This window comes from Flavihumibacter rivuli (assembly GCF_018595685.2).
GTDB lineage: Bacteria > Bacteroidota > Bacteroidia > Chitinophagales > Chitinophagaceae > Flavihumibacter > Flavihumibacter rivuli.
On the sequence record NZ_CP092334.1, the window covers coordinates 90,001 to 112,858 of the forward strand.

The 22,858-nt window shown below is 45.3% G+C and carries 24 protein-coding genes and 2 rRNA genes (1 of these 26 cut by a window edge); 16 read left to right on the forward strand and 10 right to left on the reverse strand.

The window, feature by feature from the left end:
- The 5 genes from KJS94_RS00365 to KJS94_RS00385 form a co-directional block, all read left to right on the forward strand.
- Window positions 1-994: ribosomal RNA gene (locus KJS94_RS00365) — 23S ribosomal RNA — on the forward strand; it begins 1,882 nt to the left of the window's first position.
- A gap of 96 nt (window positions 995-1,090) precedes the next feature.
- Window positions 1,091-1,202: ribosomal RNA gene (gene rrf, locus KJS94_RS00370) — 5S ribosomal RNA — on the forward strand.
- 157 nt (window positions 1,203-1,359) lie between these two features.
- Window positions 1,360-1,761 carry a hypothetical protein gene (locus KJS94_RS00375; RefSeq protein WP_214446780.1) on the forward strand — a complete coding sequence of 134 codons (402 nt, stop codon included), beginning with the start codon at window positions 1,360-1,362 and terminating at the stop codon, window positions 1,759-1,761.
- 103 nt (window positions 1,762-1,864) lie between these two features.
- Window positions 1,865-2,443, forward strand: a complete 579-nt coding sequence (locus KJS94_RS00380) for a DJ-1/PfpI family protein (protein ID WP_214446781.1) — start codon at window positions 1,865-1,867, stop codon at window positions 2,441-2,443.
- An 83-nt stretch (window positions 2,444-2,526) separates the two neighbouring features.
- On the forward strand, window positions 2,527-3,375 hold the full coding sequence (locus KJS94_RS00385; protein WP_214446782.1) for a diacylglycerol/lipid kinase family protein: 849 nt from the start codon (window positions 2,527-2,529) through the stop codon (window positions 3,373-3,375).
- A 135-nt stretch (window positions 3,376-3,510) separates the two neighbouring features.
- Here the strand turns inward: KJS94_RS00385 and rbp are convergent, their stop codons facing one another.
- The 4 genes from rbp to rpsF all read right to left on the reverse strand — a co-directional run bounded on the left by rbp (window position 3,511) and on the right by rpsF (window position 5,287).
- Window positions 3,511-3,921, reverse strand: a complete 411-nt coding sequence (gene rbp, locus KJS94_RS00390; RefSeq protein WP_214446783.1) for an RNA-binding regulator — start codon at window positions 3,919-3,921, stop codon at window positions 3,511-3,513.
- Window positions 3,922-4,144: 223 nt separating this feature from the next.
- Entirely contained in the window at window positions 4,145-4,591 is a 447-nt protein-coding gene (gene rplI / locus KJS94_RS00395) for a 50S ribosomal protein L9 (RefSeq protein ID WP_214446784.1), read from the reverse strand.
- Between the two features lie 76 nt (window positions 4,592-4,667).
- Window positions 4,668-4,931, reverse strand: coding sequence for a 30S ribosomal protein S18 (gene rpsR / locus KJS94_RS00400; RefSeq protein WP_214446785.1), 264 nt, complete (start codon window positions 4,929-4,931; stop codon window positions 4,668-4,670).
- A gap of 2 nt (window positions 4,932-4,933) precedes the next feature.
- Complete coding sequence (gene rpsF / locus KJS94_RS00405; RefSeq protein ID WP_214446786.1) at window positions 4,934-5,287, reverse strand: 30S ribosomal protein S6; 354 nt, start codon at window positions 5,285-5,287, stop codon at window positions 4,934-4,936.
- A 338-nt stretch (window positions 5,288-5,625) separates the two neighbouring features.
- Between rpsF and htpG the strand changes: the two genes are divergently transcribed.
- Window positions 5,626-7,464, forward strand: a complete 1,839-nt coding sequence (htpG, locus tag KJS94_RS00410) for a molecular chaperone HtpG (protein ID WP_214446787.1) — start codon at window positions 5,626-5,628, stop codon at window positions 7,462-7,464.
- A gap of 32 nt (window positions 7,465-7,496) precedes the next feature.
- On the opposite strand, the gene recJ is transcribed toward htpG, so the two are convergent.
- Both recJ and KJS94_RS00420 read right to left on the reverse strand, forming a co-directional pair.
- Window positions 7,497-9,203: a single-stranded-DNA-specific exonuclease RecJ gene (gene recJ, locus KJS94_RS00415; RefSeq protein WP_214446788.1), complete on the reverse strand. Its 1,707-nt coding sequence runs from the start codon at window positions 9,201-9,203 to the stop codon at window positions 7,497-7,499.
- A gap of 3 nt (window positions 9,204-9,206) precedes the next feature.
- Window positions 9,207-10,169 carry a polyprenyl synthetase family protein gene (locus tag KJS94_RS00420; protein WP_214446789.1) on the reverse strand — a complete coding sequence of 321 codons (963 nt, stop codon included), beginning with the start codon at window positions 10,167-10,169 and terminating at the stop codon, window positions 9,207-9,209.
- 208 nt (window positions 10,170-10,377) lie between these two features.
- On the opposite strand from KJS94_RS00420, the gene KJS94_RS00425 reads away from it, so the two are divergent.
- From KJS94_RS00425 to KJS94_RS00465, 9 genes are all read left to right on the forward strand, one after another.
- The gene (locus KJS94_RS00425) at window positions 10,378-12,039 is read left to right on the forward strand and encodes an OmpA family protein (RefSeq protein ID WP_214446790.1); all 1,662 of its coding nucleotides are present in this window, start codon (window positions 10,378-10,380) and stop codon (window positions 12,037-12,039) included.
- A gap of 127 nt (window positions 12,040-12,166) precedes the next feature.
- Window positions 12,167-12,982 carry an outer membrane protein assembly factor BamD gene (locus tag KJS94_RS00430; protein ID WP_214446791.1) on the forward strand — a complete coding sequence of 272 codons (816 nt, stop codon included), beginning with the start codon at window positions 12,167-12,169 and terminating at the stop codon, window positions 12,980-12,982.
- Window positions 12,957-13,298 (forward strand): DNA-directed RNA polymerase subunit omega, encoded by a 342-nt coding sequence (locus KJS94_RS00435; protein WP_214446792.1) that lies wholly within the window; start codon window positions 12,957-12,959, stop codon window positions 13,296-13,298. Before KJS94_RS00430 ends, KJS94_RS00435 begins: the two co-directional genes overlap by 26 nt.
- Window positions 13,299-13,392: 94 nt before the next feature.
- The gene (coaBC, locus tag KJS94_RS00440) at window positions 13,393-14,589 is read left to right on the forward strand and encodes a bifunctional phosphopantothenoylcysteine decarboxylase/phosphopantothenate--cysteine ligase CoaBC (RefSeq protein WP_214446793.1); all 1,197 of its coding nucleotides are present in this window, start codon (window positions 13,393-13,395) and stop codon (window positions 14,587-14,589) included.
- Window positions 14,582-15,502, forward strand: a complete 921-nt coding sequence (porD, locus tag KJS94_RS00445; RefSeq protein ID WP_214446794.1) for a type IX secretion system protein PorD — start codon at window positions 14,582-14,584, stop codon at window positions 15,500-15,502. Before coaBC ends, porD begins: the two co-directional genes overlap by 8 nt.
- Entirely contained in the window at window positions 15,499-15,870 is a 372-nt protein-coding gene (locus tag KJS94_RS00450; RefSeq protein ID WP_214446795.1) for a DUF4296 domain-containing protein, read from the forward strand. The genes porD and KJS94_RS00450 overlap by 4 nt, the downstream gene beginning before the upstream one ends.
- A gap of 53 nt (window positions 15,871-15,923) precedes the next feature.
- A complete protein-coding gene (locus tag KJS94_RS00455) occupies window positions 15,924-16,616 on the forward strand; it encodes a CoA transferase subunit A (RefSeq protein ID WP_214446796.1) in 693 nt (230 codons plus the stop codon).
- A 24-nt stretch (window positions 16,617-16,640) separates the two neighbouring features.
- Complete coding sequence (locus KJS94_RS00460) at window positions 16,641-17,384, forward strand: hypothetical protein (RefSeq protein WP_214446797.1); 744 nt, start codon at window positions 16,641-16,643, stop codon at window positions 17,382-17,384.
- 3 nt (window positions 17,385-17,387) lie between these two features.
- A complete protein-coding gene (locus KJS94_RS00465) occupies window positions 17,388-18,047 on the forward strand; it encodes a 3-oxoacid CoA-transferase subunit B (RefSeq protein ID WP_214446798.1) in 660 nt (219 codons plus the stop codon).
- Window positions 18,048-18,053: 6 nt separating this feature from the next.
- On the opposite strand, the gene KJS94_RS00470 is transcribed toward KJS94_RS00465, so the two are convergent.
- From KJS94_RS00470 to KJS94_RS00480, 3 genes are all read right to left on the reverse strand, one after another.
- Entirely contained in the window at window positions 18,054-18,704 is a 651-nt protein-coding gene (locus tag KJS94_RS00470; RefSeq protein WP_214446799.1) for a response regulator transcription factor, read from the reverse strand.
- 59 nt (window positions 18,705-18,763) lie between these two features.
- Complete coding sequence (locus KJS94_RS00475) at window positions 18,764-19,549, reverse strand: sensor histidine kinase (protein ID WP_239804229.1); 786 nt, start codon at window positions 19,547-19,549, stop codon at window positions 18,764-18,766.
- A gap of 838 nt (window positions 19,550-20,387) precedes the next feature.
- Complete coding sequence (locus tag KJS94_RS00480; RefSeq protein ID WP_214446801.1) at window positions 20,388-20,762, reverse strand: hypothetical protein; 375 nt, start codon at window positions 20,760-20,762, stop codon at window positions 20,388-20,390.
- A 457-nt stretch (window positions 20,763-21,219) separates the two neighbouring features.
- On the opposite strand from KJS94_RS00480, the gene KJS94_RS00485 reads away from it, so the two are divergent.
- Complete coding sequence (locus tag KJS94_RS00485) at window positions 21,220-21,879, forward strand: response regulator transcription factor (RefSeq protein WP_214446802.1); 660 nt, start codon at window positions 21,220-21,222, stop codon at window positions 21,877-21,879.
- Window positions 21,880-21,890: 11 nt separating this feature from the next.
- Here KJS94_RS00485 and KJS94_RS00490 read toward each other — a convergent pair whose 3' ends face one another.
- Window positions 21,891-22,544: a sensor histidine kinase gene (locus KJS94_RS00490; RefSeq protein WP_214446803.1), complete on the reverse strand. Its 654-nt coding sequence runs from the start codon at window positions 22,542-22,544 to the stop codon at window positions 21,891-21,893.
- Window positions 22,545-22,858 lie beyond the last annotated feature (314 nt).

Below are 22,858 nucleotides of genomic sequence, written 5' to 3' on the forward strand. Positions count from 1 at the left end.
TTGTGACTGAAGCCCCAGTAAACGGCGGCCGTAACTATAACGGTCCTAAGGTAGCGAAATTCCTTGTCGGGTAAGTTCCGACCTGCACGAATGGTCTAATGAGTTGAACACTGTCTCCTCCACGAGCCCGGTGAAATTGTAGTATCGGTGAAGATGCCGGTTACCCGTCACGGGACGGAAAGACCCCATGAACCTTCACTACAACTTTGCATTGATTTTGAGCCACAAGTGTGTAGGATAGTTGGGAGACTATGAAGCAGCATCGCCAGGTGTTGTGGAGTCATCGTTGAAATACCAACCTCTTGTTGCTTAGAACCTAACCCCTATCGGGGGACATTGCATGGTGGGTAGTTTGACTGGGGTGGTCGCCTCCTAAAAAGTAACGGAGGCTCGCAAAGGTACCCTCAGTACGGTTGGTAATCGTACGAAGAGCGCATTAGTATAAGGGTGCTTGACTGTGAGACATACAAGTCGATCAGGTGCGAAAGCAGGCTAAAGTGATCCGGTGGTTCTGTATGGAAGGGCCATCGCTCAAAGGATAAAAGGTACTCTGGGGATAACAGGCTGATCTCCCCCAAGAGCTCATATCGACGGGGAGGTTTGGCACCTCGATGTCGGTTCGTCACATCCTGGGGCTGGAGAAGGTCCCAAGGGTTCGGCTGTTCGCCGATTAAAGTGGCACGTGAACTGGGTTCAGAACGTCGCAAGACAGTTCGGTCCCTATCTGTGATGGGCGTTAGAAAATTGAGAGGACATGACCTTAGTACGAGAGGACCGGGTCGTACGTACCGCTGGTGTATCTGTTGTGCCGCCAGGTGCAATGCAGAGTAGCTATGTACGGAAAGGATAAACGCTGAAAGCATCTAAGCGTGAAACCTACCTCAAGATGAGTTTTCTTTTAAGGGTCGTCAGAGACTATGACGTTGATAGGCTACAGGTGTAAAGGTGGTAACATCAAAGCCGAGTAGTACTAATTGCCCGTAAGCTTTAATTTTTTTATTTCCTTGGAAATAAAATCCGATAGTTAGTCAAGGATTACAACTTCCCAATATGTTACCTTATTGATGAAGCAGAGCTGCTTCAACCTTCTTATGGTGCTTATGCCGAGGGTGTTCACCTCTTCCCATTCCGAACAGAGAAGTTAAGCCCCTCATGGCCGATGGTACTGCTATACCAGGCGGGAGAGTAGGTAGGTGCCATATTCATTAAAAAGCCTCATGACCACAATCGTGAGGCTTTTTTATTTATATTCCCTACCAGATTTGCATCCACCTAGTCATTCCAAAGCACCCTGCTTCCTCTTTTTTTCCTTACATACAACGACTCCCGGCTATTCGCGGTCATCCTATAAACCTTGTCATGAGAATCATAGCATTTTTATTTGTAGGTCTCATCGCTATAGCCTCCGGTTGTTCAAAGTCCGACACCTCGCCTGCCGCCGTTTACAACGGCTCCTATTCAGGTACCTTCCAAAGGATGAACTTACCTGGCGCCCCAATCGCAAACATTACCCTGAGTTTGAATTACCCCTCATTTACCGGCAGTTCCGATATAAGCCATTATCCCGCCATTGGCAAAGGACGGTTTACCCTTAAAAATGAAGCGCTCTTCTTTACCAATGAAAGCCCATGGACTGCCGACTTTGACTGGACCCTGATCCTGGACAAAGCTTACATTGACCAGGTAAAAGGGGACAGCCTGATCTTTACTAAAAGTTATGGTAATGGATGGGTGGATGTTTATAAGTTAAAAAAGGACTGACAGCTCCCAATATCAGTTATCCGCTTGATCATGATCATGCACTCTGAGGAAGAGTAGTATTAGTTTTATTATATTACTTCATTCATTAACCTATTCCTTTTGTATGGCTAAGAAAATACTCTTCCTCACCGGCGATTATGCCGAGGATTATGAAACCATGGTTCCGTTCCAAATGCTCCTGATGGTAGGGCATGAAGTCCATGCTGTTTGTCCTGGTAAGAAAAAAGGCGATAAGATCCATACTGCCATTCATGATTTCGAAGGCGCCCAGACGTACAGCGAAAAGCCGGGGCATATGTTCGAATTGAATTTTGCTTTTGATGAGGTGAGGTCTGAACATTACGATGCCTTATGCATTGCGGGAGGAAGGGCTCCTGAGTACCTTCGGTTATACCCCAGCGTGATTGACCTTGTTATTGAATTCGCGGCAGCGGATAAACCAATTGCTGCTGTTTGTCATGGCATCCAAATCCTTACAGCCGCCAATGTGGTCAAGGGCAGGAAATTGACGGCTTATCCTGCTGTTGGCCCTGAAGTTACGCTTGCAGGTGGAACATATGTCCAGGTACCGGTCACTGACGTTGTAGTGGATGATAACCTGGTCACTGCCCCTGCCTGGCCTGCGCATCCCAAATGGATAGCAGCTTTCTTAAAGGTATTAGGCACGCAGATCGTCCCTTGAGGAAGACTTCCATGCAATCTTTTTAGGCCAATCTTTGATTGGTCTTTTTATTTACGGATATTTAAGTCAAATAAGAAAAGGATTTGGTTAAAAGAGTAGCCCTGATCGCGAATCCCATTGCCGGTAACGGCAGGGGAATTAAGCTCGCAAGGAAGATCATCCAGTACTTGCAAAAGAGAAGTATCCAGTTTGAACTTTTTGACCAGCAATGGCCTGGATCATTTACCAATTTTAGTGAAGTATGGGTTTGTGGTGGTGATGGTACACTCAATTATTTTATCAACAGGTACCCGGAGATAAATATTCCAATTGCCTTGTTCAAGGGGGGGACCGGTAACGATTTCGCCTGGCAGCTATATGGTAATATCCCATTGGAGGGTCAAATTAGCCTGGTATTGAATGCCAGCCCTAAAGCGATCGATGCTGGGGTATGCAATGGACAGTTGTTCCTTAATACTTTCGGTGCGGGCTTTGACGGGTATACGCTTCAAATGATGAAAGCAATCCGGAGAATTGGCGGCTTTCTCGGGTATTACCTCGCTGTGATAAAGGGGATCCTTACGTTTAAAGAACCGGAATATGCCCTTTCGATCGATGGTGAAACCGAAGTGCATAAAAGGTATTTGATCTTAATGGTCAGTAATGCCCGCAGGACAGGTGGTGGTTTCATGGTCGCTCCTAAGGCCAGCATTACAGATGGCTACCTTGACCTCCTGACCTGTCTTCCCCTGCCCATAGTTAAACGATTATTGTTCCTGCCAAAAGTGGAAAATGGCAAACACCTCGGACTCCAGCCAGCGCGCCACCAATATATCAGGAGAATTACAATTTCCAGCAATCAACCAGTGCCTGCCCAAATAGATGGTGAGTTGGTGTGGTCAGACCGTTTTGAAGTAAGTGTTCTTCCCAGGAGGTTTTCTTTCCTTTATTGAGTAGTTGAATTTAGAGTGAAATATAACAGAGGATGTCTATGTATAAGAAGCATAAGTTGCTACTTCTTCAGCCATGGAAAATAAAAAAGGTCTGGATCGAGTCCAGACCTTATACTTAGGATTGTGTCGTTCAAATTAATAATCGCGACCGCCACCACCGTAACCACCGCGGCTTCCGCCACCGTAGCCACCGCGGCTTCCACCGCCATAGCCGCCACCACCGCGGTTGCCACCACCGTAGCCACCACGGCCACCGCCGCCACCGAAGCTCTTCTTCTTGAATCCACCACCACCACCACCTTCGCGGGGTTGTGATTCATTCACTACAATGTTACGGCCCATTACTTCTGTGCCATGAAGAGCAGCAATAGCCGCATTTCCAGCAGCACTGTCAGCCATCTCAACAAAACCAAAGCCTTTGCTACGGTTGTTGTTGAATTTGTCGGTTACGATTTTTGCGGAAACCACTTCGCCATAAGGGGCAAACATTTCCTGCAGATCCTGCTCAGTCAAATCCCAACTGAGGTTGCCAACGTAAATGTTCATTTTCTGATTTTTGTTTTTTTAAAAAAAATAAAGCCATAATGAACACAGTGAAACAAGAAACCAGAAATACATTTACTCGAAACGATCTGGGAAGCATGTGAAACTGTAAAGATCATTAAGGAACCAAAACGAAGGTAAGGAAACATTATGAAATGTGCAATTCCCATAATGTAAAAACCCTACCAAAAGGTAGGGCTTTTATAAGTATTTGAAAAACAATAACTTATTCAGCTACTACTTCAAATTCAACTTCTGTGCTGTGGCCATTACCGAAGTCAATTACTGCTTTGTACTGACCCAGTTCCTTCACCTCGTCAGCCAGTGTGATCCTTTTACGGTCAATTTCGTAACCCTTCTGCTCGCGGATAGCACGGGCAATTTGCAGGGCGGTAACGCTACCAAAGATTTTGCCGCTGGTACCGGTCTTGGCACCCAGTTTCAGGGCACCTTCCTTCAGCTTGGCAATAACCTGGTTGATCTCAGCCAGCATCTTCTCTTCCTTCTTGCGCTTAACCTTCAACTTTTCTTCCAGTTGCTTCAGGTTAGAGGGAGAAGCCTCAATAGCCAATTTCTTGGGGATGAGGTAATTACGAGCATAGCCATTCTTTACGGTTACCAGTTCATTGGCACCACCCAGATTGTCTACGTCTTGAATTAAAATTACTTGCATTGTTTTGTTTTTTAAGTTCCCAAGAGCCCAGTTAGTGGTTACTAACTGTCTCCCCGTGTAGGGGGTTAGGGAGTGGTTACTTTAAAAGATCGGTTACGGCAGGAAGGATAGCCATTTGACGGGCTTTCTTAACTGCTTCAGCCACTTTACGCTGGTATTTCAGGCTGTTACCTGTGATACGGCGGGGCAACAATTTACCCTGCTCGTTCAGGAACTTCTTGAGGAACTCAGCATCCTTGTAATCAACGTACTTGATACCGTACTTCTTGAAACGGCAGAATTTCTTCTGGCGCTTCTCGGTCTTAATGGCGGTCAGGTACTTAATTTCATTCTTTGCCATGATTAACCCTCCACTTTTTCAGTTCCTGTAGGTACGCCACTTCTCTTTTTTGCATTGTACTCAACGGCGTATTTGTCGAGCACAGTGAACATGTGACGAAGTACTGATTCGTCACGCAACAGCTGAATTTTCAGCTTCTCATTGAAGTCGGATGGCGCTTTGTATTCCATCACCCAGTAGATACCAGTGGTCTTCTTCTGGATGGGATACGCCAGTGATTTCAGTCCCCAGGGATTGGAGTAAACCAGTTCACCGCCGTTCTCGGTCAGCAAATCGGAGTACTTCTTCTGAGCAGCTTTGAAGTCTTCTTCGCTCAGAACAGGGGTAAAAATCACCATCAATTCGTAATTGTTCATGATCCCTGTATTTTTAAAAAAATGAATAATGGGCTGCAAAGGTAAGGCACTTTGGGCGAAAAGCCAACCCCAATCGGGGATTTTTTACGATCTGCCGGGGACAGGGAAGATGATGTCGGGGCTGATACTTCCCCTTATTCCGGGGATATATTACTATTGGATTGCAAATTAAGCTGTTAGGCCTGGAATTTCAAGGTGGGCATTATGGCAAGCCTAACTGACATTGATGGCATCTTCCACTGATTGCCTGTCAATATTTCCGTCCAGGGCCCCATGGCATCCACTTTGATTGACTTGCCCGGTGAAAATTGAATTGCCTGAATCATTAAACTAGGATTATGCAAAAAGGAAGTATTAGGGTCCAAACGGAAAATATCTTTCCGATCATCAAGAAGTTCCTCTACAGTGAACATGATATTTTTCTGAGGGAGTTGATCAGTAATGCAGTAGATGCTACCCAAAAACTCAAAACACTTTCCTCTATTGGCGAAGCGAAAGGAGAACTGGGCGACCTTTTCATTGAGGTTAAGATTGATGCTGCTGCCGGAACCCTGACCATTTCAGACCGGGGGGTGGGTATGACCGCTGAAGAAGTGGACAAGTATATCAACCAGGTTGCCTTTTCAGGAGCAGAAGAGTTTTTGCAAAAATACAAGGGGCAAAATGAGAATAATATCATCGGTCATTTTGGATTGGGATTCTATTCATCCTTCATGGTGAGTAACAAGGTCGAGATCCTCACACAGAGTTTCAAGGATTCCCCCGCCGTTCGCTGGGAGTGCGATGGCAGTCCGGAATACACCCTGGAAGAGACCCGGAAAGCGGAAAGGGGAACCGATATCATCCTTCATATCAATGATGAAAGCAAGGAGTTCCTCGAGCCGGAAAGGATCAGGGAAATCCTGAAGCGTTTCTGCAGGTTCCTGCCCGTGGTGATCAGGTTCGAAGGTGAACTGGTAAACAATACCAACCCTGTTTGGACCAGGAAGCCTTCTGAATTGACCAGCCAGGATTACCAGGATTTTTACAAGGAACTGTATCCATTTAATGAACCACCCTTGTTCTGGATCCACCTGAATGTTGACTATCCGTTCAACCTTACCGGTGTATTGTACTTCCCCAAGATCAAGCAGTCTTACGAGATCCAGAAGGATAGGATCCAGCTATACAGTAACCAGGTTTTTGTTACGGATGAAGTGAAGGATATCGTACCGGAATTCCTGATGTTGTTGCATGGGGTGATCGATAGCCCTGATATTCCGCTTAACGTTAGCCGTAGCTATTTACAGGGTGACCCGAATGTGAAAAAGATCAATAGCCATATTACAAAGAAGGTCGCTGATAAACTCGAAGAGATTTTCAATAAGGACAGGAAAGAATATGAAGGAAAATGGGAGAGCCTGGGCTTGTTTGTGAAGTATGGCATGATGACAGATGACAAGTTCCTGGAGAAGGCCAACCGCTTCCATATTATGCAGGAAGCCGGAAATGAGAACTTTTTTACACTGGAGGAGTACAGGCTGGCGACAGAATCACTGCAAAAGAACAAGGAGGGAAAGTTGGTGGTGCTCTATACCACAGATCCCGTTCAACAGGATGCCTACATAAAGGCAGCAACAGATAAGGGATACAGGGTGGTAAGGATGGAGACGCTGGTGGATGCAGCCTTTATCAACCAGATGGAGTTGAAATGGAATGATGTACAATTTACCAGGGTGGATAGTGATATAGCCGACAACCTGATCGATAAACAGGAAGCAGGCGGCTCAGTATTGAGCAAGGAGCAAGAGGAGCAATTGAAGAAGCTGTTTGAAAAGAGCGAAGAAAAACTGAATGTTACAGTGGAGGTGAAAGGACTGAGCCCTGATGCCCCACCTGTAGTGGCAACACGCCCTGAGTTCATGAGAAGGATGAAGGATATGGCAGCCGTGAGTGGTCCCATGGGAAGTTTTTACGCCAACATGCCCGATGAAGTTATCCTCACTATTAATGGCAACCACAGCGTATTCGGGCAGATCCTTAAACAGGATGAAGTTCGCCAGCAGTTGCTGACCAAAAATCTTGCAGATCTTGCACTGCTTTCACAAGGCTTGTTGAAGGGAGCGGCATTGACCAGCTTTATTCAGCGGAGTGTGGAAATTATGGCTGGGGATAAGCAGGCGACAGTTGTTGAATAATTAATAAAAAAGGCCCAGGTAATGGGCCTTTTTTATTCGGAAGAACGTAGGTCGATCACCTTTATTTGGTACTGTGTTGTGTTGTTCCATTCATTTTCTTCAAGGGTAAAAACAATGTCGACCGGCTTTCCTGATTCAAGCAAATGGAATTTACCGGCCAGCCCAAAACCAATGCCGCTGGCATACGCATCTCCCTGCTTCAGGCTGAACTTGATATGCAGGTCTTTCACGACCTTGGACCTGCCGGTATCCCTAACCCCTTTTGCAAGAAATACAGGCCTGGCGTTGTCGGGTCCAAAGGGTTCCATCCTTTTGATGATATTGTAAAAACCAGGCCTAAGGTGCCTGAATTCCACTTCTGCATCTATCACAAGCTCTGGTATCAGTTGGTGGGGGGCAATGGTGGCAGCCACCACCTCTTCGAATTTCAGACTGAATGCGTCAACATTATCGGGATGCAATGTCATTCCTGCCGCAGCAAAATGACCGCCATAGCCTAACAGGTGTTCCCTGCAGGCATGGATGGCCTCATAAAGGTTAAAGCCAGGGACACTTCTCGCACTTCCGGCAACGATTTCCCCGCTTCTTGTCAGGACCACCGTGGGCCTGTAATATTGGTCGATCAACCTGGAGGCGACAATTCCCACCACCCCCTTGTGCCAATGAGGTTGGTAAACCACGGTTGATTTCCGGCCTTCCATTTCCTTTGAACTCCTGATAAGGTCCAGGGCTTCTTCGGTAATGCTAAAGTCTGCCTCTTTCCTATCGTCATTATGGGAATGGAGCACTTTGGCTAGTTCCATCGCTTTCCTGGGCTCATTTTCAATGAAGAGCTTTACAGCCAGCGAGGCGTCATCCATCCTGCCGGCAGCATTCACCCTGGGGGCGATCACGAAAACAAGGCTGTTGATGGTAAGCTGTTTGACCTTGATCTCGCTTTGCTCAATAAGGGCCTTGATCCCGGGTGAGGGATTTTCATTGACCTTCTTGATACCAAAATAGGCGAGAAGCCGGTTTTCCCCGGTGATGGGTACTATGTCTGCAGCAATGGCTGTTGCCACCAGGTCCAGGAAGCACAAATAGTTTTCCTTATCCAGGGCTAATCTCTCACTAAGGGCATTGATCAGCTTGAAGCCGACCCCGGCACCACAAAGTTCTTTATACGGATAGGGACATTCCGGTTGTTTGGGGTTGAGGATAGCTACCGCCGGGGGCAGTTCCTCGTCAGGCAGGTGGTGGTCACAAACGATGAATTCGATACCCAGCGAGGCCGCATAGCGTATCAGTTCTACAGATTTGATGCCGCAGTCAAGGGAAATAATCAACGTGACATTATTTTCCGAGGCGTGGTCGATGCCGGCCCTGGAAACCCCATAACCTTCCTTATAACGGTGTGGGATATAAAAGCTGACCAGTTCGGAAATATAGATCCTGGAAAGGAACTGGAACATGGAAGCTACTGCCGTTGTGCCATCCACATCATAATCACCGAAGACCATGATCCTTTCCTTCGATGCCATGGCAGCAATGATCCGGTCTACGGCTTTTTCCATATCCTTCATCAGCCAGGGGGAATGGAGTTCCCCAAGAGAGGGGTTGAAATAGGATTTCGCCGAGTCGAAGGTCCTTATCCCTCGCTGGACAAGGATCTTGCAGATCGCGGCATTGACCTTCAAGGCATCCTGGAGTGCGGTCACCTCATTCCCATCAGCACTCAACAACTTCCATCGCTTCTCCATCACTTAGTATTTTCTGTCTGTAGTAAATCTAACCAGTTCTTCCAGAGCCATCCTGGTGTCCGTTTCCGGGAATTGGTGCAAGATAGCCAGGGCTTCATCCCTGTACCTGAACATGGCTTCAGTAGCATAGCTGATACCACCTGCAGCCACTACAGCATCGATCACCTCTTTCACCTTCACCGGGTCATTGTTGTTGTTTTTGATGGTGTAGATCAGTTTCCTTCGTGTGGCCTTATCCGTATTATTTAGGGTATAAATTAAAGGTAGTGTAAGTTTCTTTTCCTTAATGTCATTGCCCGTTGGCTTGCCCACATTTTCTGACCCATAATCAAAGAGGTCGTCCTTGATCTGGAAGGCAATGCCTACTTTCTCCCCGAACTGCCTCATCAGGCTGGCGTGCTCCTCATTCCCCGCGGCGGAATAAGCTCCCGCTGAGCAGGCAGAAGCCAGTAATGAGGCTGTTTTATTGCTGATGATCTCATAATAGACCTTTTCTTCCAGGTTCAGGGTACGGGACTTTTCTATCTGGAGCAGTTCCCCTTCACTCATCCTCCTCACCGCATCGGTTAGGATCTGCAAAATCCTAAATTCATGGTTATCAAGAGATAAAAGAAGGCCTTTGGCCAATAAATAATCCCCCAGCAATACCGAAATCTTGGCTTTCCAAAGCGCATAGGTAGAGAAAAAGCCCCTTCTTTCCATGGATTCGTCCACCACATCATCGTGTACCAGGCTGGCGGTGTGGAGGAGTTCAACCAGGGAGGCTGCCCTGTAAGTGCTGTCGGTAATGCCCCCGCAAAGCCTTGCCGTCAAAAGCACAAACATGGGCCTGATCTGCTTGCCCTTGCGTTTGACGATGAACCGGGTGATCCGGTCGAGCATGCTCACCTGGCTCTTAACTGCATCTTTGAACCGGACTTCAAAAATGGCCAATTCTTCGGCTATTAGTGATTGTGATAACTTCATTATGGGTAATAAGCAGGGCAAATTACTATAAAGCGGACCATTTACAAAGCAGCGTTCCGGATTGGCAAATGTCTAATGACATATGGCAAGTGAATCAAATGTCTGATTGTTATTTTATTTGGTATTTAAAACGCAATTAATATTTTTGTCCTGATTTTATTTGTCGTATCCTGTCAATTCATTAACCATTTTTTATTAAACCTCCATTATGGCAAGCAAAAAAAACGCAGTTCTTTTTGGTTTACTGTGCTTGTTTTCGTCGGCTGGCTTCGCCCAAATCGGTGCCAGTTATGATGTAACAGATTCTTCCCTCATTCCACGGAAAAGACTTCCTCAGCACAATGAGTTCATGAATAATACCTACCCGTTCCCAGCTAAACCACGTAACCAGTGGGAAGTGGGTCTGAAAGTGGGGGCTTTTTCTATAAGTGGTGATGTGCCTGCCGTATTCCCAACTGCAGGGTTTGGTTTCAATGTCCGCAAGGCATTGGGCTATGTTTTCTCCCTCAGGATGGAATATGTTTATGGTATGGCCAAAGGCTTGCACTGGTCTTCTTCCGGTAATTACGGAAAGAACTCAGCCTGGGTAGATAACGGCTATGTACCAGCCAGGAGGCTTTCAACCGGACAGCTCCTCCCTGTGCAAGATGAGATTTATTATAACTACAAAACAAACGTACAAGACCTTCAGATTCAAGGTTTAGTAAGTCTTAATAATATCCTTTTCCACAAGGCCCAGCCCAAAACCAACCTGTATGCATTGGTAGGTATTGGTGGTATGATCTACGATACCAAGGTAAATGCCTTGAACGGGGATGAAAAGTATGACTTCAGTACCATTAACGGTAACGTATACAGCGATCGTAAAGACACCAAAAAGCAATTGAGGGATCTTTTGGATGACAGCTATGAAACTGATGGCGAGAAGCATGAAGAGCAAAAGGCTGAATTGTTTGGAAAGACCTTCAGGCCGGTTTATTCAGTTGGTCTTGGTTTCTCTTACCGTTTAGGTCAGCGCATCAGTCTCTCACTTGAAGATAGGTTCACCATTACAAAAGATGACCTCCTTGATGGCCAGCGCTGGCAGGAAGCTCCTGCGGGAGATGCCGTGTTGACCAGGGATTATGATACCTATAACTTCCTGAGCCTGGGTGTTAACTATGCTTTTGGAAAGAACAGGACAGCACCCCTTTATTGGATGAATCCCCTGGATTACGCCTACAACGAGCTGAACGCCCCCAAGCATATGAAGATGCCTAAGCCTGTATTGGATGATGCTGATGGTGATGGTGTAACTGACCAATTTGACCTGGAACCCAATACTCCACAAGGAGCACCTGTTGACAGCCATGGCGTAAGCAAGGATACTGATGGTGACGGCGTACCTGACTTCAAGGATAAGGAACTCATCACCCCAACCCAGTGCCAGCCTGTTGATGCTGATGGTGTAGGTAAGTGTCCTGAGCCAGAATGCTGTAAGAATATCGCCGCTAATATGGTGGCTAAGCCCCAGTGCGCTATCGGCGACCTGCCAAGCATCAGCTTTACCGGTCGTTCCGTTTCACTGAGTGCCGATGCTAAGGCTGTCCTGGCAAGTGTTGCTGAGAAGCTGCGCAACAACCCAACTTGTAAGGTATCTGTAATCGGTTACGGTGAATCCAGCAAGTCTGCACAGCAGCTTAGCTGGGATCGCGTAAACGCCGTGATCAACTACCTGATCGAGAAAGAAGGTATCAGCGCTGACCGCTTCATCTTCAAGTATGGCGAAGGTGGTGGAGACACCAATACAGTTGACCTCCGTGATGCTACAGGTGAAGAAGGACCCAATGCGGTTCCAGCGCCTCACCCGAACCTTCGCAAAAAGGGATAATGAATTGACAGACAATAACTAAGCCCCGAGAAATCGGGGCTTTTTATATTTTGCTTAACGCTAATGTTTTGGGCACACCATAATTATCTTCCATATTTGCCCAAATCTGTTAACTTTGCAGCCCTCTATGAGATTTATCGGAGTAATTTTATTGGTCGTAGTTTTTGGTACAGGCTGTTCCAACTTTGCCAAGGTGCAAAAAAGCACCGATTATGACTATAAGTTGAAAATGGCTGACCAGTATTATGCCAAGAAGAAGTACAATTACGCACAGCAATTGTATGAAGAGCTTTTCCCGCTACTGAAGGGGTCTGATAAGTTTGAGGATGTTTATTACAAATATGCATACTGTGCCTATAACCAAAAGGATTACCTGAATGCCGAGAATCTTTTTAAAGGCTTCGTTGAGGTATTCCCCACCAGTAAGCGCGCCGAAGAGATGGAATATATGAGGGCCTATACCTATTACAGGCAGTCCCCCAAGGTGGAGCTTGACCAAACCAATACCTCAAAGACTATTGGTTTCATGCAAACCTTCATTAATACCCATCCCGGCTCTGAAAAGAACAAGGAAGCATCCGACATCATCGATAAGTGCAGGGCCAAGTTGGAGGCAAAGGAGGCCATGAGTGCTGAGTTGTATTACAACCTCCGTCAATATAAGGCATCAGCAATCGCTTATACCAACCTGTTGAACAACTTTCCGGATTCTGAGAAAAGTGACGAATACAAATTGAAAGTCGTTCGTTCTTATTTCGAATATGCCAGCCTTAGTGTTGACGAGAAAAAGGAAGAGCGTTTTGAAAAAGTGATCGAGGAGTGTAATGAGTTTATCGACCGGTTCCCGGAAAGTAAACTTAGAAAAGATGCAGAAAGATTCTTAAATTTATCCCAGAACAATATTAAAGCCTTAAAAAATGAGCAAGTTAAGACGTCAGCTTAGTTCTAATACCAGCAATGTAGCGGAGGCAAAAAACCTTGCTGACATCAAATCAAGAACGGGAAACCTCTATGAATCCATAGCGGTTATTGCTAAAAGGGCAAACCAGATCAATGTGGCCTTGAAAGAGGAGCTGCACAACAAACTGGAAGAGTTTGCGACCCATACCGATAGCCTGGAAGAGATCCATGAGAACAAGGAGCAGATCGAGATATCCAGGGCTTATGAGCGCATGCCTAACCCTGCTTTATTGGCTACCCAGGAGTTCATGGAAGAGAAGGTTTATTATCGCAGGAACGAAGACAACCTGTTTAGCTAATATTTTGTCAATTAATTGGTAAAGCGACAGTTTTCTGTCGCTTTTTTTATGCACCCAACTAACAGTTGGTAGGTAAATGCTATAATTTTAGGGCATGTTGAAAGGCAAAAAGATTCTATTGGGGATATCAGGCAGCATCGCTGCATACAAATCCATCCTGCTGGTCAGGATGCTGGTTAAGGCTGGTGCAGAGGTTAGGGTTGTCATGACCCCGTCGGCAAAGGATTTTGTAAGCCCGCTTACCTTGTCTACTTTATCCAGGCATCCTGTGTTGGTAGATCTGTTTGATGAAGCGGCCTGGGCCAACCACGTCATGTTAGGACGCTGGGCCGACCTGATGCTGATCGCCCCATTGAGTTGTAATACCCTGGGCAAAATGGCTAATGGCCTATGTGACAATTTACTTCTGGCTGTTTACCTGTCCGCTACCTGCCCTGTCTGGGTAGCCCCGGCAATGGATGAGGATATGTGGCACCATCCAACTACAAAGAAGAACCTCCTCGCGCTGGAAGGTTATGGTAACAGGGTTTTGCCAGTTGGAAAGGGTGAACTGGCCAGCGGATTGGTGGGAGATGGGCGGATGGCTGAGCCTGAAGATATCCTGGACAATATTGAGCAGTTTTTTTCATCATCACAGGAGTTTGCAGGTAAAAAGGTCCTGATCACAGCAGGCCCAACCTATGAACCCCTGGATCCAGTGAGGTTCATCGGTAACCATTCTTCCGGAAAAATGGGCATCGCCCTGGCCCTCGAGATGGCCAACAGGGGCGCAGCGGTGGAATTGGTCCTGGGGCCCGGGGTACAGCATCTGGCCCATCCCGGTATCAATGTGACAAGGGTGAAGACCGCTGAAGAAATGTATGATGCAGCTGTTTCCAGGTTCAAAGACTCAAACGTTGCGATCATGGCTGCTGCGGTGGCTGATTATACGCCTGTAACGGTTGCTGAAGAGAAGATCAAGAAGCAGGAGGAAGGTCTTGTAATAGCATTAAAAAAGACCAGGGATATCCTGAAGTCTTTGGGGGAGTTGAAACAACCGGGACAGCTATTGGTAGGCTTTGCGCTGGAGACCAATAATGAAGAAGCTAACGCAATTGAAAAATTGCAAAAGAAGAATGCTGATATGATCGTCCTTAACTCCCTGAATGACCAGGGGGCAGGATTTGGAATAGATACCAACAAGGTTACTATTTTTGACAGGTCCGGTAACAGTAATGCCTATCCGGTAAAATCAAAATCGGCTGTGGCCAGGGACATCGTTGATGCTATCCTAAATCTGAATCATGCGTAAAGCCTTATTCCTTCTCCTTATTTTGACTTGTGCCCAATCCAGTGGCTTCTCCCAGGAGATCCAGGCGAAAGTGGCCGTGATGGCCAACCAGGTCAGCACCAAGATAGATCGGAAGGTTTTCAATACCCTTCAGTCTGCCTTGAATAATTTCCTGAATAACAGGAAGTGGACCAGGGATGCCTACCAGGCGCAGGAAAAAATATCCTGTAATTTCCTGCTTACCATCAGTGAAGCTGCTGAAGGGAATATTTATAAAGCCACCCTCACAGTTCAGGCTGGCCGACCGGTTTACAACAGTTCTTACCTGAGTCCTCTGATCAATTTCCTGGATGATAATGTGACCTTCCGTTATGTTGAGTTCCAGCAGCTGGATTTTAACGAGAACAGGGTTTCCGGCAGTGATCCCTTTGTGTCCAATCTAACCGCAGTACTTGCGTATTATGTTTATATCATCCTGGGCTTGGATGGTGATTCCTTTGCCCTGAGGGGAGGGGATCCCTGGTTTGTAAAAGCCCAAAACATAGTGAATAACTCGCCTGATAGCCGGGACTTGCTGGGGTGGAAAGCATTTGATGGGCAGCGTAACCGTTATTGGTTGATGGAGAACCTTACCAGCAGCAGGTATACCCTGGTACATGATGCCATATATAGTTATTTCAGGCAGGGACTTGACCAGTTTTACGAGAATGAGGCAGAGGCACGGAAATCTGTTTTGGTGGCTTTGCAGCAACTGAATACCCTGAATAGTGAGATCCCTAATACCATGGTGATCCCATTCTTTTTCCAGGGCCGTACGATGGAACTGGTGAAGATATTTAGGAAGGCTCCGCCTGAGGAAAGGTCACAGGCTTCCGAGATCCTCGCCAGGCTCGATATTACTAATGCCAATACCTACAAACAAGAATTGAAATGATGCGAATGGCAATGGCAGGCATTATGTTGATCATGATGTTTTCCTGCAAGGATGGGGATGGAAAGGATTTGCCCGAAGGAATCATGGGGCAGGAAGAAATCGTTCCCATAATTTATGACCTGATGCTTGCGGATGAATACCATAATGAGATCTTGGTAAAGGATTCATCACTTCCTGCAGGAGGCCGGTTGAAAAAGTATGAGCAGGTTTTCCTGTTGCATAAAACCAATTACGAAGCGTTTTCGACCAGTTACAAATACTATTTGTCCAGGCCTGACCTTTTGAAGCCTGTCTTTGATTCTGTAGAAAGTTATGCTGGAAAGGTTAGGGCAAGGATCTATAATTCGGCGAAAAAAACTGCGCCATAGGTAAAAGGTATCGCTTTTATGTCCACATAATTTAAAATCAAATTGTTTGCCGTATGAATAAGGTTGTTGCCAATGCCGATCAGGCTATTCACGACATACCTGATGGAGCCACTATCATGTTGGGGGGATTTGGGCTTTGTGGAATACCAGAGTTTTGTATCGACGCCCTGGCGAAAAAAGGGGTGAAGGACCTTACTTGCATTTCAAACAATGCAGGGGTGGATGATTTTGGCCTCGGGATCCTGTTGAAAAGCAGGCAGATAAGGAAGATGATGAGCTCCTATGTGGGCGAGAATGCCGAGTTTGAGCGGCAGTTACTGAGTGGGGAACTGGAAGTGGACCTCATTCCCCAGGGAACCCTGGCTACCCGAATCCAGATGGCAGGCATGGGAATACCTGCTTTTTTTACTCCTGCCGGTTTTGGTACCGAGATTGCCGAAGGCAAAGAGGTTAGGGAGTTCAATGGCAAACATTACCTGATGGAAGAGGCGCTTCATGCCGATTTCGCTATTGTAAAAGCGTGGAAGGGAGACCGTTATGGGAACCTCGTTTTCAGGAAGACCACCAGGAATTTTTCTACATCAATGGCCAAGGCCGGCAGGATCACTATCGCTGAGGTGGAAGAACTTGTTGAACCTGGGGAATTGGACCCGGATGGCATACATGTAGCAGGGGTTTATGTTCACCGTATATTCCAGGCCGGCCCTTACCAGAAAAGGATCGAGCGGCGTACAGTAAGGTTATAATTCTATTATCAGTATTTCATATTCATGTTTACGAGCAAACAGCAGCTTACGGTTGGAATGGGTGTGGACCCTGAGATCGCAGCTTTTTTTGTGGACCGTAAGGTGCCACAGGATAATTCATATTGGAAGGGTAGGCTTCTCTATGTTGCAAGGGGTACAGGTTACCTGTTCATTCCCTTGTATTATGACCTGAAACTCAAGCTTGGTTTGGATAAATCTATCCTGCTGGGTGAGGCTTATGTCGGGCTCATGGAAAAGATACTGCATGAAGCTGCGAGACAGGAACTGGGGGAATTGGGATTCCAGGAACATATCAGGAATATTGAAGCCTTCGTCCGGCCACAGGTGGTGAACCATGACCTGTTTGGACGCCTGCATGATTATTTTCAACAGCAATCAAGGGAGCCCCTTGGGAATATTGGTACGGATAAGCCGGCACTTAATCGTGGTGATGCCTTGCTCTACCAACTTTGTGTGTTGCCGGAAGGGAGCCCTTATGAGGAAGTGATCCGGCAATGGTGCCATTTGGTGCCCTCTTTCCTGCTGATGGACGACCTGATGGATATGAAGGAAGACCAGGAAAATAATGAGGAGAATGCATTGTCCCAATACGGGTTTGATGCCAATGGGGTAAAGGCAGCCATCAGGGACCTGGAAGGTAATTTCCAGGCGATAGGGGAGCTGAACCCCGCTCTTTCGGAATTTTTTAAAAGGGAGCTGGAGCGTAAAATGGCCAGTCCCTATTTTCAAACATTATTAAATCCTTGATCTATGGCTTTGGATAAGTTTGGTATCGCCAAAAGAATAGCCCAGGAACTTCAGGATGGCATGTACGTCAACCTGGGAATAGGCATTCCTACCCTTTGTGCTAACTATATTCCCCAGGGTATGCAGATCATGTTGCAAAGTGAGAACGGCATGCTGGGCATCGGTCCTTATCCCACGGATGAAGAAATAGACGCGGACCTTATCAATGCCGGTAAGGAAACGGTGACATTGATCCCGGGAGGGGTGTATTTTGACAGTGCCGAAAGCTTTGGTATGATCAGGGCAGGTAAGATCGACCTTACAGTATTGGGGGCCATGGAAGTGTCGGATAGTGGGGATATAGCCAACTGGAAGATCCCGGGCAAGATGGTGAAGGGTATGGGTGGGGCAATGGACCTGGTAGCCAGTGCCAGGAATATCATTGTGGCCATGATGCATACCAATCCTAAAGGGGAGTCGAAACTTTTGCCGGCTTGTACCTTGCCTTTGACAGGAGTGAAATGTGTCAGGAAGGTAGTTACCGAACTGGCTGTGCTGGATATTACCCCGGAAGGGTTCCGCTTACTGGAAAGGGCGCCGGGAGTAAGTGTGGAAGAGATCAGGGCGAAAACGGCAGGCCGGCTGGTCATTGACGGGGATATCCCGGAAATGAGGCTGGACTAAGGGGGGTTAGTCGATCAGGTTATTCTTTACTGCGTAAAATACCAGTCCGGCTGTATTCTTGGTACCAAAGCGCTCCATCAGCCGGTCTTTTATGGCTTCAACGGTACGCGTGCTCACCTCCATCTTTTGGGCAATCTCCTGCGCTGTAAATTCCATGCAGATGTATTTGATCACATCCCTTTCCCTGTCGGTAAGGGTAACCTCACTGTTCAGGCTCGGGATAGCTTTTTGTTTGGTATGTGATTTCTTGAGGAGGATCCGGTTAACGAAATTGTTGAGGTAATACCCTTTTTCGCTCACTTCCATTATTGCCCTTCGGATCTCAGAAGGATCTGCACTCTTGAGCAGGTATCCATTGGCGCCGATCTCCATGAGGTGGCTGACAAATCGCTCATCCTCAAACATGGTCAGTACAATGATATGAATATTAGGAAACTGTTTGGCTATCTGTTTGGTGGTCTCAATGCCGTCTTTCTGGGGCATGCGAAGGTCCATCAGGATGACTTCCGGGTCAGAATCCGCCAATCCATCAATAAGTTCCTGGCCATTTTCGGCTTCCTGCACAAACTTGATATTGGTGAAAGGTCTTAGGGAAAGGATCACGCCTTTCCGGAATATCTTATGGTCGTCAGCAATGGCTACTTTGATTACTCTCATAGGTGTTGGGTGCCTTGGAAGCCTAAAATTAAGGAATAGGTCTTAGAGGGCAAGAGGGATCAATGATTTTCCTCCCGGTTCAGTTCAATGGTCACCTTGTAATAGGTTTGGGAGGGATCCTTTTCGAAGAAGATCCTGCCTTGTAATACCTTTAAACGGCTTTGTATATTCTTGAGCCCGAGGCCTGCAGAGCTTTTATTCATCCTTTCAAAATCGGCCTGGGTAATGCCTTTTCCGTCATGGTGCAGGCGGAGGTAGAATTTATTGCCGTTGGTATTCTGGGTAAGGTGGATAAAGCTGGCGTTGCTGTGCTTCAGGATATTATTGACCAGTTCCTGCACGATCCGGAAGACGATCAGTTCATTATCGGTTTGCAGGCGTTCCCTGTAATCATGAAAACGACAGCTGGCATTGATGGAACCGGAGCCGCTGATCTTTTGGAAAAGGTCGTTCACAGCGGATTCCAGGCCGAAGTTTTTCAAGGTGGGTGGCATCAGGCTATGGGAAATATTCCTGATCAGCTGGATCGTGTCATCGATGATCTGCTTGGCATTGTAAATGCTTTGGAGCTGCGTGGTCTTGTCCAGGTTCACCAGGTTTTCATTCAGGTATAACCTGGCCGTAGCCAACAAGGGGCCGGCATCATCATGCAGGTCGGCCGCAATGCGCTGTCTTTCCTCTTCCTGCAGGCGGATGGAGGCGTTCAGCAACATTTTCTGCTGCTCCTGTTCCATGTGCTGCAAGGTCATCTGGTATTTAATTACCCGGCGTTGGTGGAATATGATGAACACGATCAGCCCAATGGTAAGAGCAAGCATTCCGATGGTACCGAAGAAAAGTACCATAGAAACATTCCCACCTTGAGAGGTTGCCTGTAATAAAAACATTTTATTGGAAGGGGTTAGTTGTGTAATTATTCTCCAATGTGGAATTGTTTTCAGTAAATAAACGATTTTTTGAATTTACTTGATTAGATAGCGATAAATAGCAAGCTATAAATAAACTAATGTTTTTCAATATGTTACAAATTAAGTTGATTATCCAAAAGTTGCTTTGTTCGTTTGGGGATAATTCATAGTATTGAAGGAAAAGAAAGAAAGTGCCCGAAAAGTATATCATTATTCCAATTACTATCCAGAATTCGTATTGGGAATATATAAACACTACCTCTTGCTTCTGAATTTGTTCAAAAAGGTAGATTATTGAACTAATGATAAGTATTATAGCACTCAGGGTAAGAGTATGAGAGTTGAAAGTTTCAAGAGATTCGGAAGATAACAATGTTCTTAGGAAGTAATAAAGAAAAAAAGTAATGTATACTATTATTAACCCAAGAAATATCCTCTTAGAAGTTCTTTTAAGGAGAATACTATAATAAATAATACCAAAAACACTAAACTCAACTAATGTAAATAAAGCAATAAGCAGAGAATCGGTTGAGATGTCTTTAAAAAAAACATATCTAGGTAAATAAAGAGAGGCTAGGTCATTTAAAAAGGAAAAAAATGCATAGAAAAATATTACCCTCACCAGTCCCGATAGTTTTTGTTTATGGAAAACTATCAGGAGTAGTAAGGGTAATAAAGAAGAGAAAATTGAAATTAAGGTTATTAATTTAAACACTTTTTAGGGTATATGACCCAAATATAATAAAGTGTTTAAATAATTCTAAATCAATCTTAATTATTGAAACCAGCTCCATGTAGTGCTAGTTTCTGTATCCCATTGCTTGGATCGATCAGCTACAATGGCGTTAACAGTTTCAAGTTGACCTTGATCATTAATTACTTTGTATTCAGAAATGATATTTTCATTAGAATCAATACCCACATAAACCAAAGTCTTTTGTCCGGCTTCATTAAGGGCATTATAAAACCTTATACCTACACAACCTGGTTGATTTAGAATCTGTTCGATAATATTTCTACCGATGAAGTAGGCTTTAGTTTCAATTGGATTTTGATCTTGGAAGTCCTTAACCATCTTGGCTCCCAATTCTGCGCCGATCTCTTCGCCTACGGCGGCCAGGTTTTGGGTCAAGAGTTCATTTTGCATCATAGTAGTAAGTTTTAGTAAGAAGAAATGGTTGGTTTTCAGAACGTGAATAACCCCCAAAAAAAAACCAGCATCAATGGGCCATTTCTTCCCGGAATTGTGTTAATTTGGCTATAATTCAGTTCTGTAGGGCATTTACGAGAAATTTCATCGTAAGTTTACGAACTAAAATCGAGTAAAAATACGTTTAAAATTTCGTATTTTCCACACGCTGTTTTCGTAAATTTTCAACCGTTTCCTCGTAGATTAACGGTAGTTTACCTGGTAGCTTTATGGGACTGCTTATGAGAAAGGCCTGGATCTATGGCTTCAAATTTGAGGGAGTTCTAATGTGTTCGCGTTTTTTCGTGGTTAAGGAGGGAAAATCCTGAATTATTTTTCGAAAAAGTACGATTTTGGCCAACCAAGACGTTTATCATCAACCCATTGGGACGATAACCCTATAATATTACCCAAACCTATGAGTGCTGAATTGACAATCAAAGTTTCCATTGCGGATGATCATAAGATATTCCGGGATGGCATTAAGATGGCCCTGAAAGGCAAGGACTACCTGAAGATCCTTTGGGAAGCCGAAGATGGTAAGGACCTGATGCATAAGATGCAGCTCAAGAAGCCGGATGTACTCCTGATGGATATCCGGATGCCGGAGGTGGACGGGGTGAATGCCATTGCCTTGCTGCGCAAGGAATATGATGATGTCCGGATCATTGTCCTGACCATGTATGACGACCAGGAGATGATCACCAAGATGATGGAAATGGGGGCCAATGCCTACCTGACCAAGACCACCGACCCCGAGGAGATCTACCAGGCCATCCTTACTTGCATGAACGATGACTTCTATTTCAATGACTTGGTCAATAAAGCCGTATTATCCAAACTCCAGACCAAAAGAACGGTTAGGCAGTTTTATCCCAATCCCGTAAAGTTTTCGGAAAAGGAGATCAAGATCCTGAAATTACTGGCAGAAGACAAGACCACGGAAGAGATTTCCAAGGAGGTTTTCTTGAGCCCAAGGACAATTGAAACCATCCGTCAAAACATGAAGACCAAAGTGGGAGCCAAAACAATTGCTGGTTTGATTATGTATGGGATGAGAAATAAGTTGATCGATTAAAATCCAATTGCCTAACTAGGTATTTCGAGTTTTATCAGAGTCCCTTCCTGTGGTTTGGAAAGTATTTCGATATGTGCACCAATTATTGAAGCTCTTTTTTTCATATTAATCAATCCTTGGTGTTGGGTTTTTGATTGATTTTTTGATACGCTTGTATCAAACCCCTTCCCGTTATCCGTGATTTCTATTGTTACGCCATGATGGTAGACTATTTGTATTGTTATTTGTTTAGCTTGGCCATGAGATATAGCATTTCTAATTGCCTCTTGGGTTATTCGGAATATTACAAGTTCTTTCTCAAAGGATAATTGAAAATGAGTGCCATTTATCTTAAGTACGGCTTTACATTCTTCCATCCTGTTTACTTTATCAACTTCCATTTCAAGGGCACTCACCAGGCCTATATCTTTCAAAAAGTCTGCATTCAAACTTTTTGAAAGGTTACTCAAAGATGAAATGGCTTCTGTTATCAAATCAGAAGTGTATGATATCTTTGTTTTAACCCCATTTAAATCTTGATAATTAAGGAGGTTCAAGTTTAATTTCGAGAAGGTTAATGCTTGATTAACATTGTCGTGAATTTCCTTGGCTACATTATTAATAGTTTCCTCCTGCACCTCTATCCTTGTCCTTAGAATTTGTGATTGAAATTCATTTTCAATCATTTGAAGATTAGTTTTGAACTCTAATTGTCGTTGCGAATAAAGCCTGACAATGTAGGCAATAAATACCAACATGCCTGCAATCAATAAGATGCAAGTCGATATGGTTAGAATAAGGGCTGATTCGTATGAGATTTGCATAAGAATCCTTTTATAAAAAGTATTTGCATAAACATACTGAGTATTAAATAGACCGAAAAAAACAACATTCCTATAGTGCCCTGCAATGGCCATCCTTTTTCAAATAAAATAAGGGTCCCAACAATCCACGTAGGCAGGGAGGCTGCATTGCACAAAAATATTCCCATGACAATCCA

What these genes read in the sequence shown, in the direction of transcription:
- KJS94_RS00375 (WP_214446780.1), top strand. Translation starts at nt 1,360, where the DNA reads ATGAGAATCATAGCATTTTTATTTGTAGGTCTCATCGCTATAGCCTCC.
- KJS94_RS00380 (WP_214446781.1), top strand. Translation starts at nt 1,865, where the DNA reads ATGGCTAAGAAAATACTCTTCCTCACCGGCGATTATGCCGAGGATTAT.
- rbp (WP_214446783.1), bottom strand. Translation starts at nt 3,921, where the DNA reads ATGAACATTTACGTTGGCAACCTCAGTTGGGATTTGACTGAGCAGGAT.
- rplI (WP_214446784.1), bottom strand. Translation starts at nt 4,591, where the DNA reads ATGCAAGTAATTTTAATTCAAGACGTAGACAATCTGGGTGGTGCCAAT.
- rpsR (WP_214446785.1), bottom strand. Translation starts at nt 4,931, where the DNA reads ATGGCAAAGAATGAAATTAAGTACCTGACCGCCATTAAGACCGAGAAG.
- rpsF (WP_214446786.1), bottom strand. Translation starts at nt 5,287, where the DNA reads ATGAACAATTACGAATTGATGGTGATTTTTACCCCTGTTCTGAGCGAA.
- htpG (WP_214446787.1), top strand. Translation starts at nt 5,626, where the DNA reads ATGCAAAAAGGAAGTATTAGGGTCCAAACGGAAAATATCTTTCCGATC.
- recJ (WP_214446788.1), bottom strand. Translation starts at nt 9,203, where the DNA reads ATGGAGAAGCGATGGAAGTTGTTGAGTGCTGATGGGAATGAGGTGACC.
- KJS94_RS00420 (WP_214446789.1), bottom strand. Translation starts at nt 10,169, where the DNA reads ATGAAGTTATCACAATCACTAATAGCCGAAGAATTGGCCATTTTTGAA.
- KJS94_RS00425 (WP_214446790.1), top strand. Translation starts at nt 10,378, where the DNA reads ATGGCAAGCAAAAAAAACGCAGTTCTTTTTGGTTTACTGTGCTTGTTT.
- KJS94_RS00430 (WP_214446791.1), top strand. Translation starts at nt 12,167, where the DNA reads ATGAGATTTATCGGAGTAATTTTATTGGTCGTAGTTTTTGGTACAGGC.
- KJS94_RS00435 (WP_214446792.1), top strand. Translation starts at nt 12,957, where the DNA reads ATGAGCAAGTTAAGACGTCAGCTTAGTTCTAATACCAGCAATGTAGCG.
- coaBC (WP_214446793.1), top strand. Translation starts at nt 13,393, where the DNA reads ATGTTGAAAGGCAAAAAGATTCTATTGGGGATATCAGGCAGCATCGCT.
- porD (WP_214446794.1), top strand. Translation starts at nt 14,582, where the DNA reads ATGCGTAAAGCCTTATTCCTTCTCCTTATTTTGACTTGTGCCCAATCC.
- KJS94_RS00450 (WP_214446795.1), top strand. Translation starts at nt 15,499, where the DNA reads ATGATGCGAATGGCAATGGCAGGCATTATGTTGATCATGATGTTTTCC.
- KJS94_RS00455 (WP_214446796.1), top strand. Translation starts at nt 15,924, where the DNA reads ATGAATAAGGTTGTTGCCAATGCCGATCAGGCTATTCACGACATACCT.
- KJS94_RS00460 (WP_214446797.1), top strand. Translation starts at nt 16,641, where the DNA reads ATGTTTACGAGCAAACAGCAGCTTACGGTTGGAATGGGTGTGGACCCT.
- KJS94_RS00465 (WP_214446798.1), top strand. Translation starts at nt 17,388, where the DNA reads ATGGCTTTGGATAAGTTTGGTATCGCCAAAAGAATAGCCCAGGAACTT.
- KJS94_RS00470 (WP_214446799.1), bottom strand. Translation starts at nt 18,704, where the DNA reads ATGAGAGTAATCAAAGTAGCCATTGCTGACGACCATAAGATATTCCGG.
- KJS94_RS00475 (WP_239804229.1), bottom strand. Translation starts at nt 19,549, where the DNA reads ATGGTACTTTTCTTCGGTACCATCGGAATGCTTGCTCTTACCATTGGG.
- KJS94_RS00480 (WP_214446801.1), bottom strand. Translation starts at nt 20,762, where the DNA reads ATGATGCAAAATGAACTCTTGACCCAAAACCTGGCCGCCGTAGGCGAA.
- KJS94_RS00485 (WP_214446802.1), top strand. Translation starts at nt 21,220, where the DNA reads ATGAGTGCTGAATTGACAATCAAAGTTTCCATTGCGGATGATCATAAG.
- KJS94_RS00490 (WP_214446803.1), bottom strand. Translation starts at nt 22,544, where the DNA reads ATGATTGAAAATGAATTTCAATCACAAATTCTAAGGACAAGGATAGAG.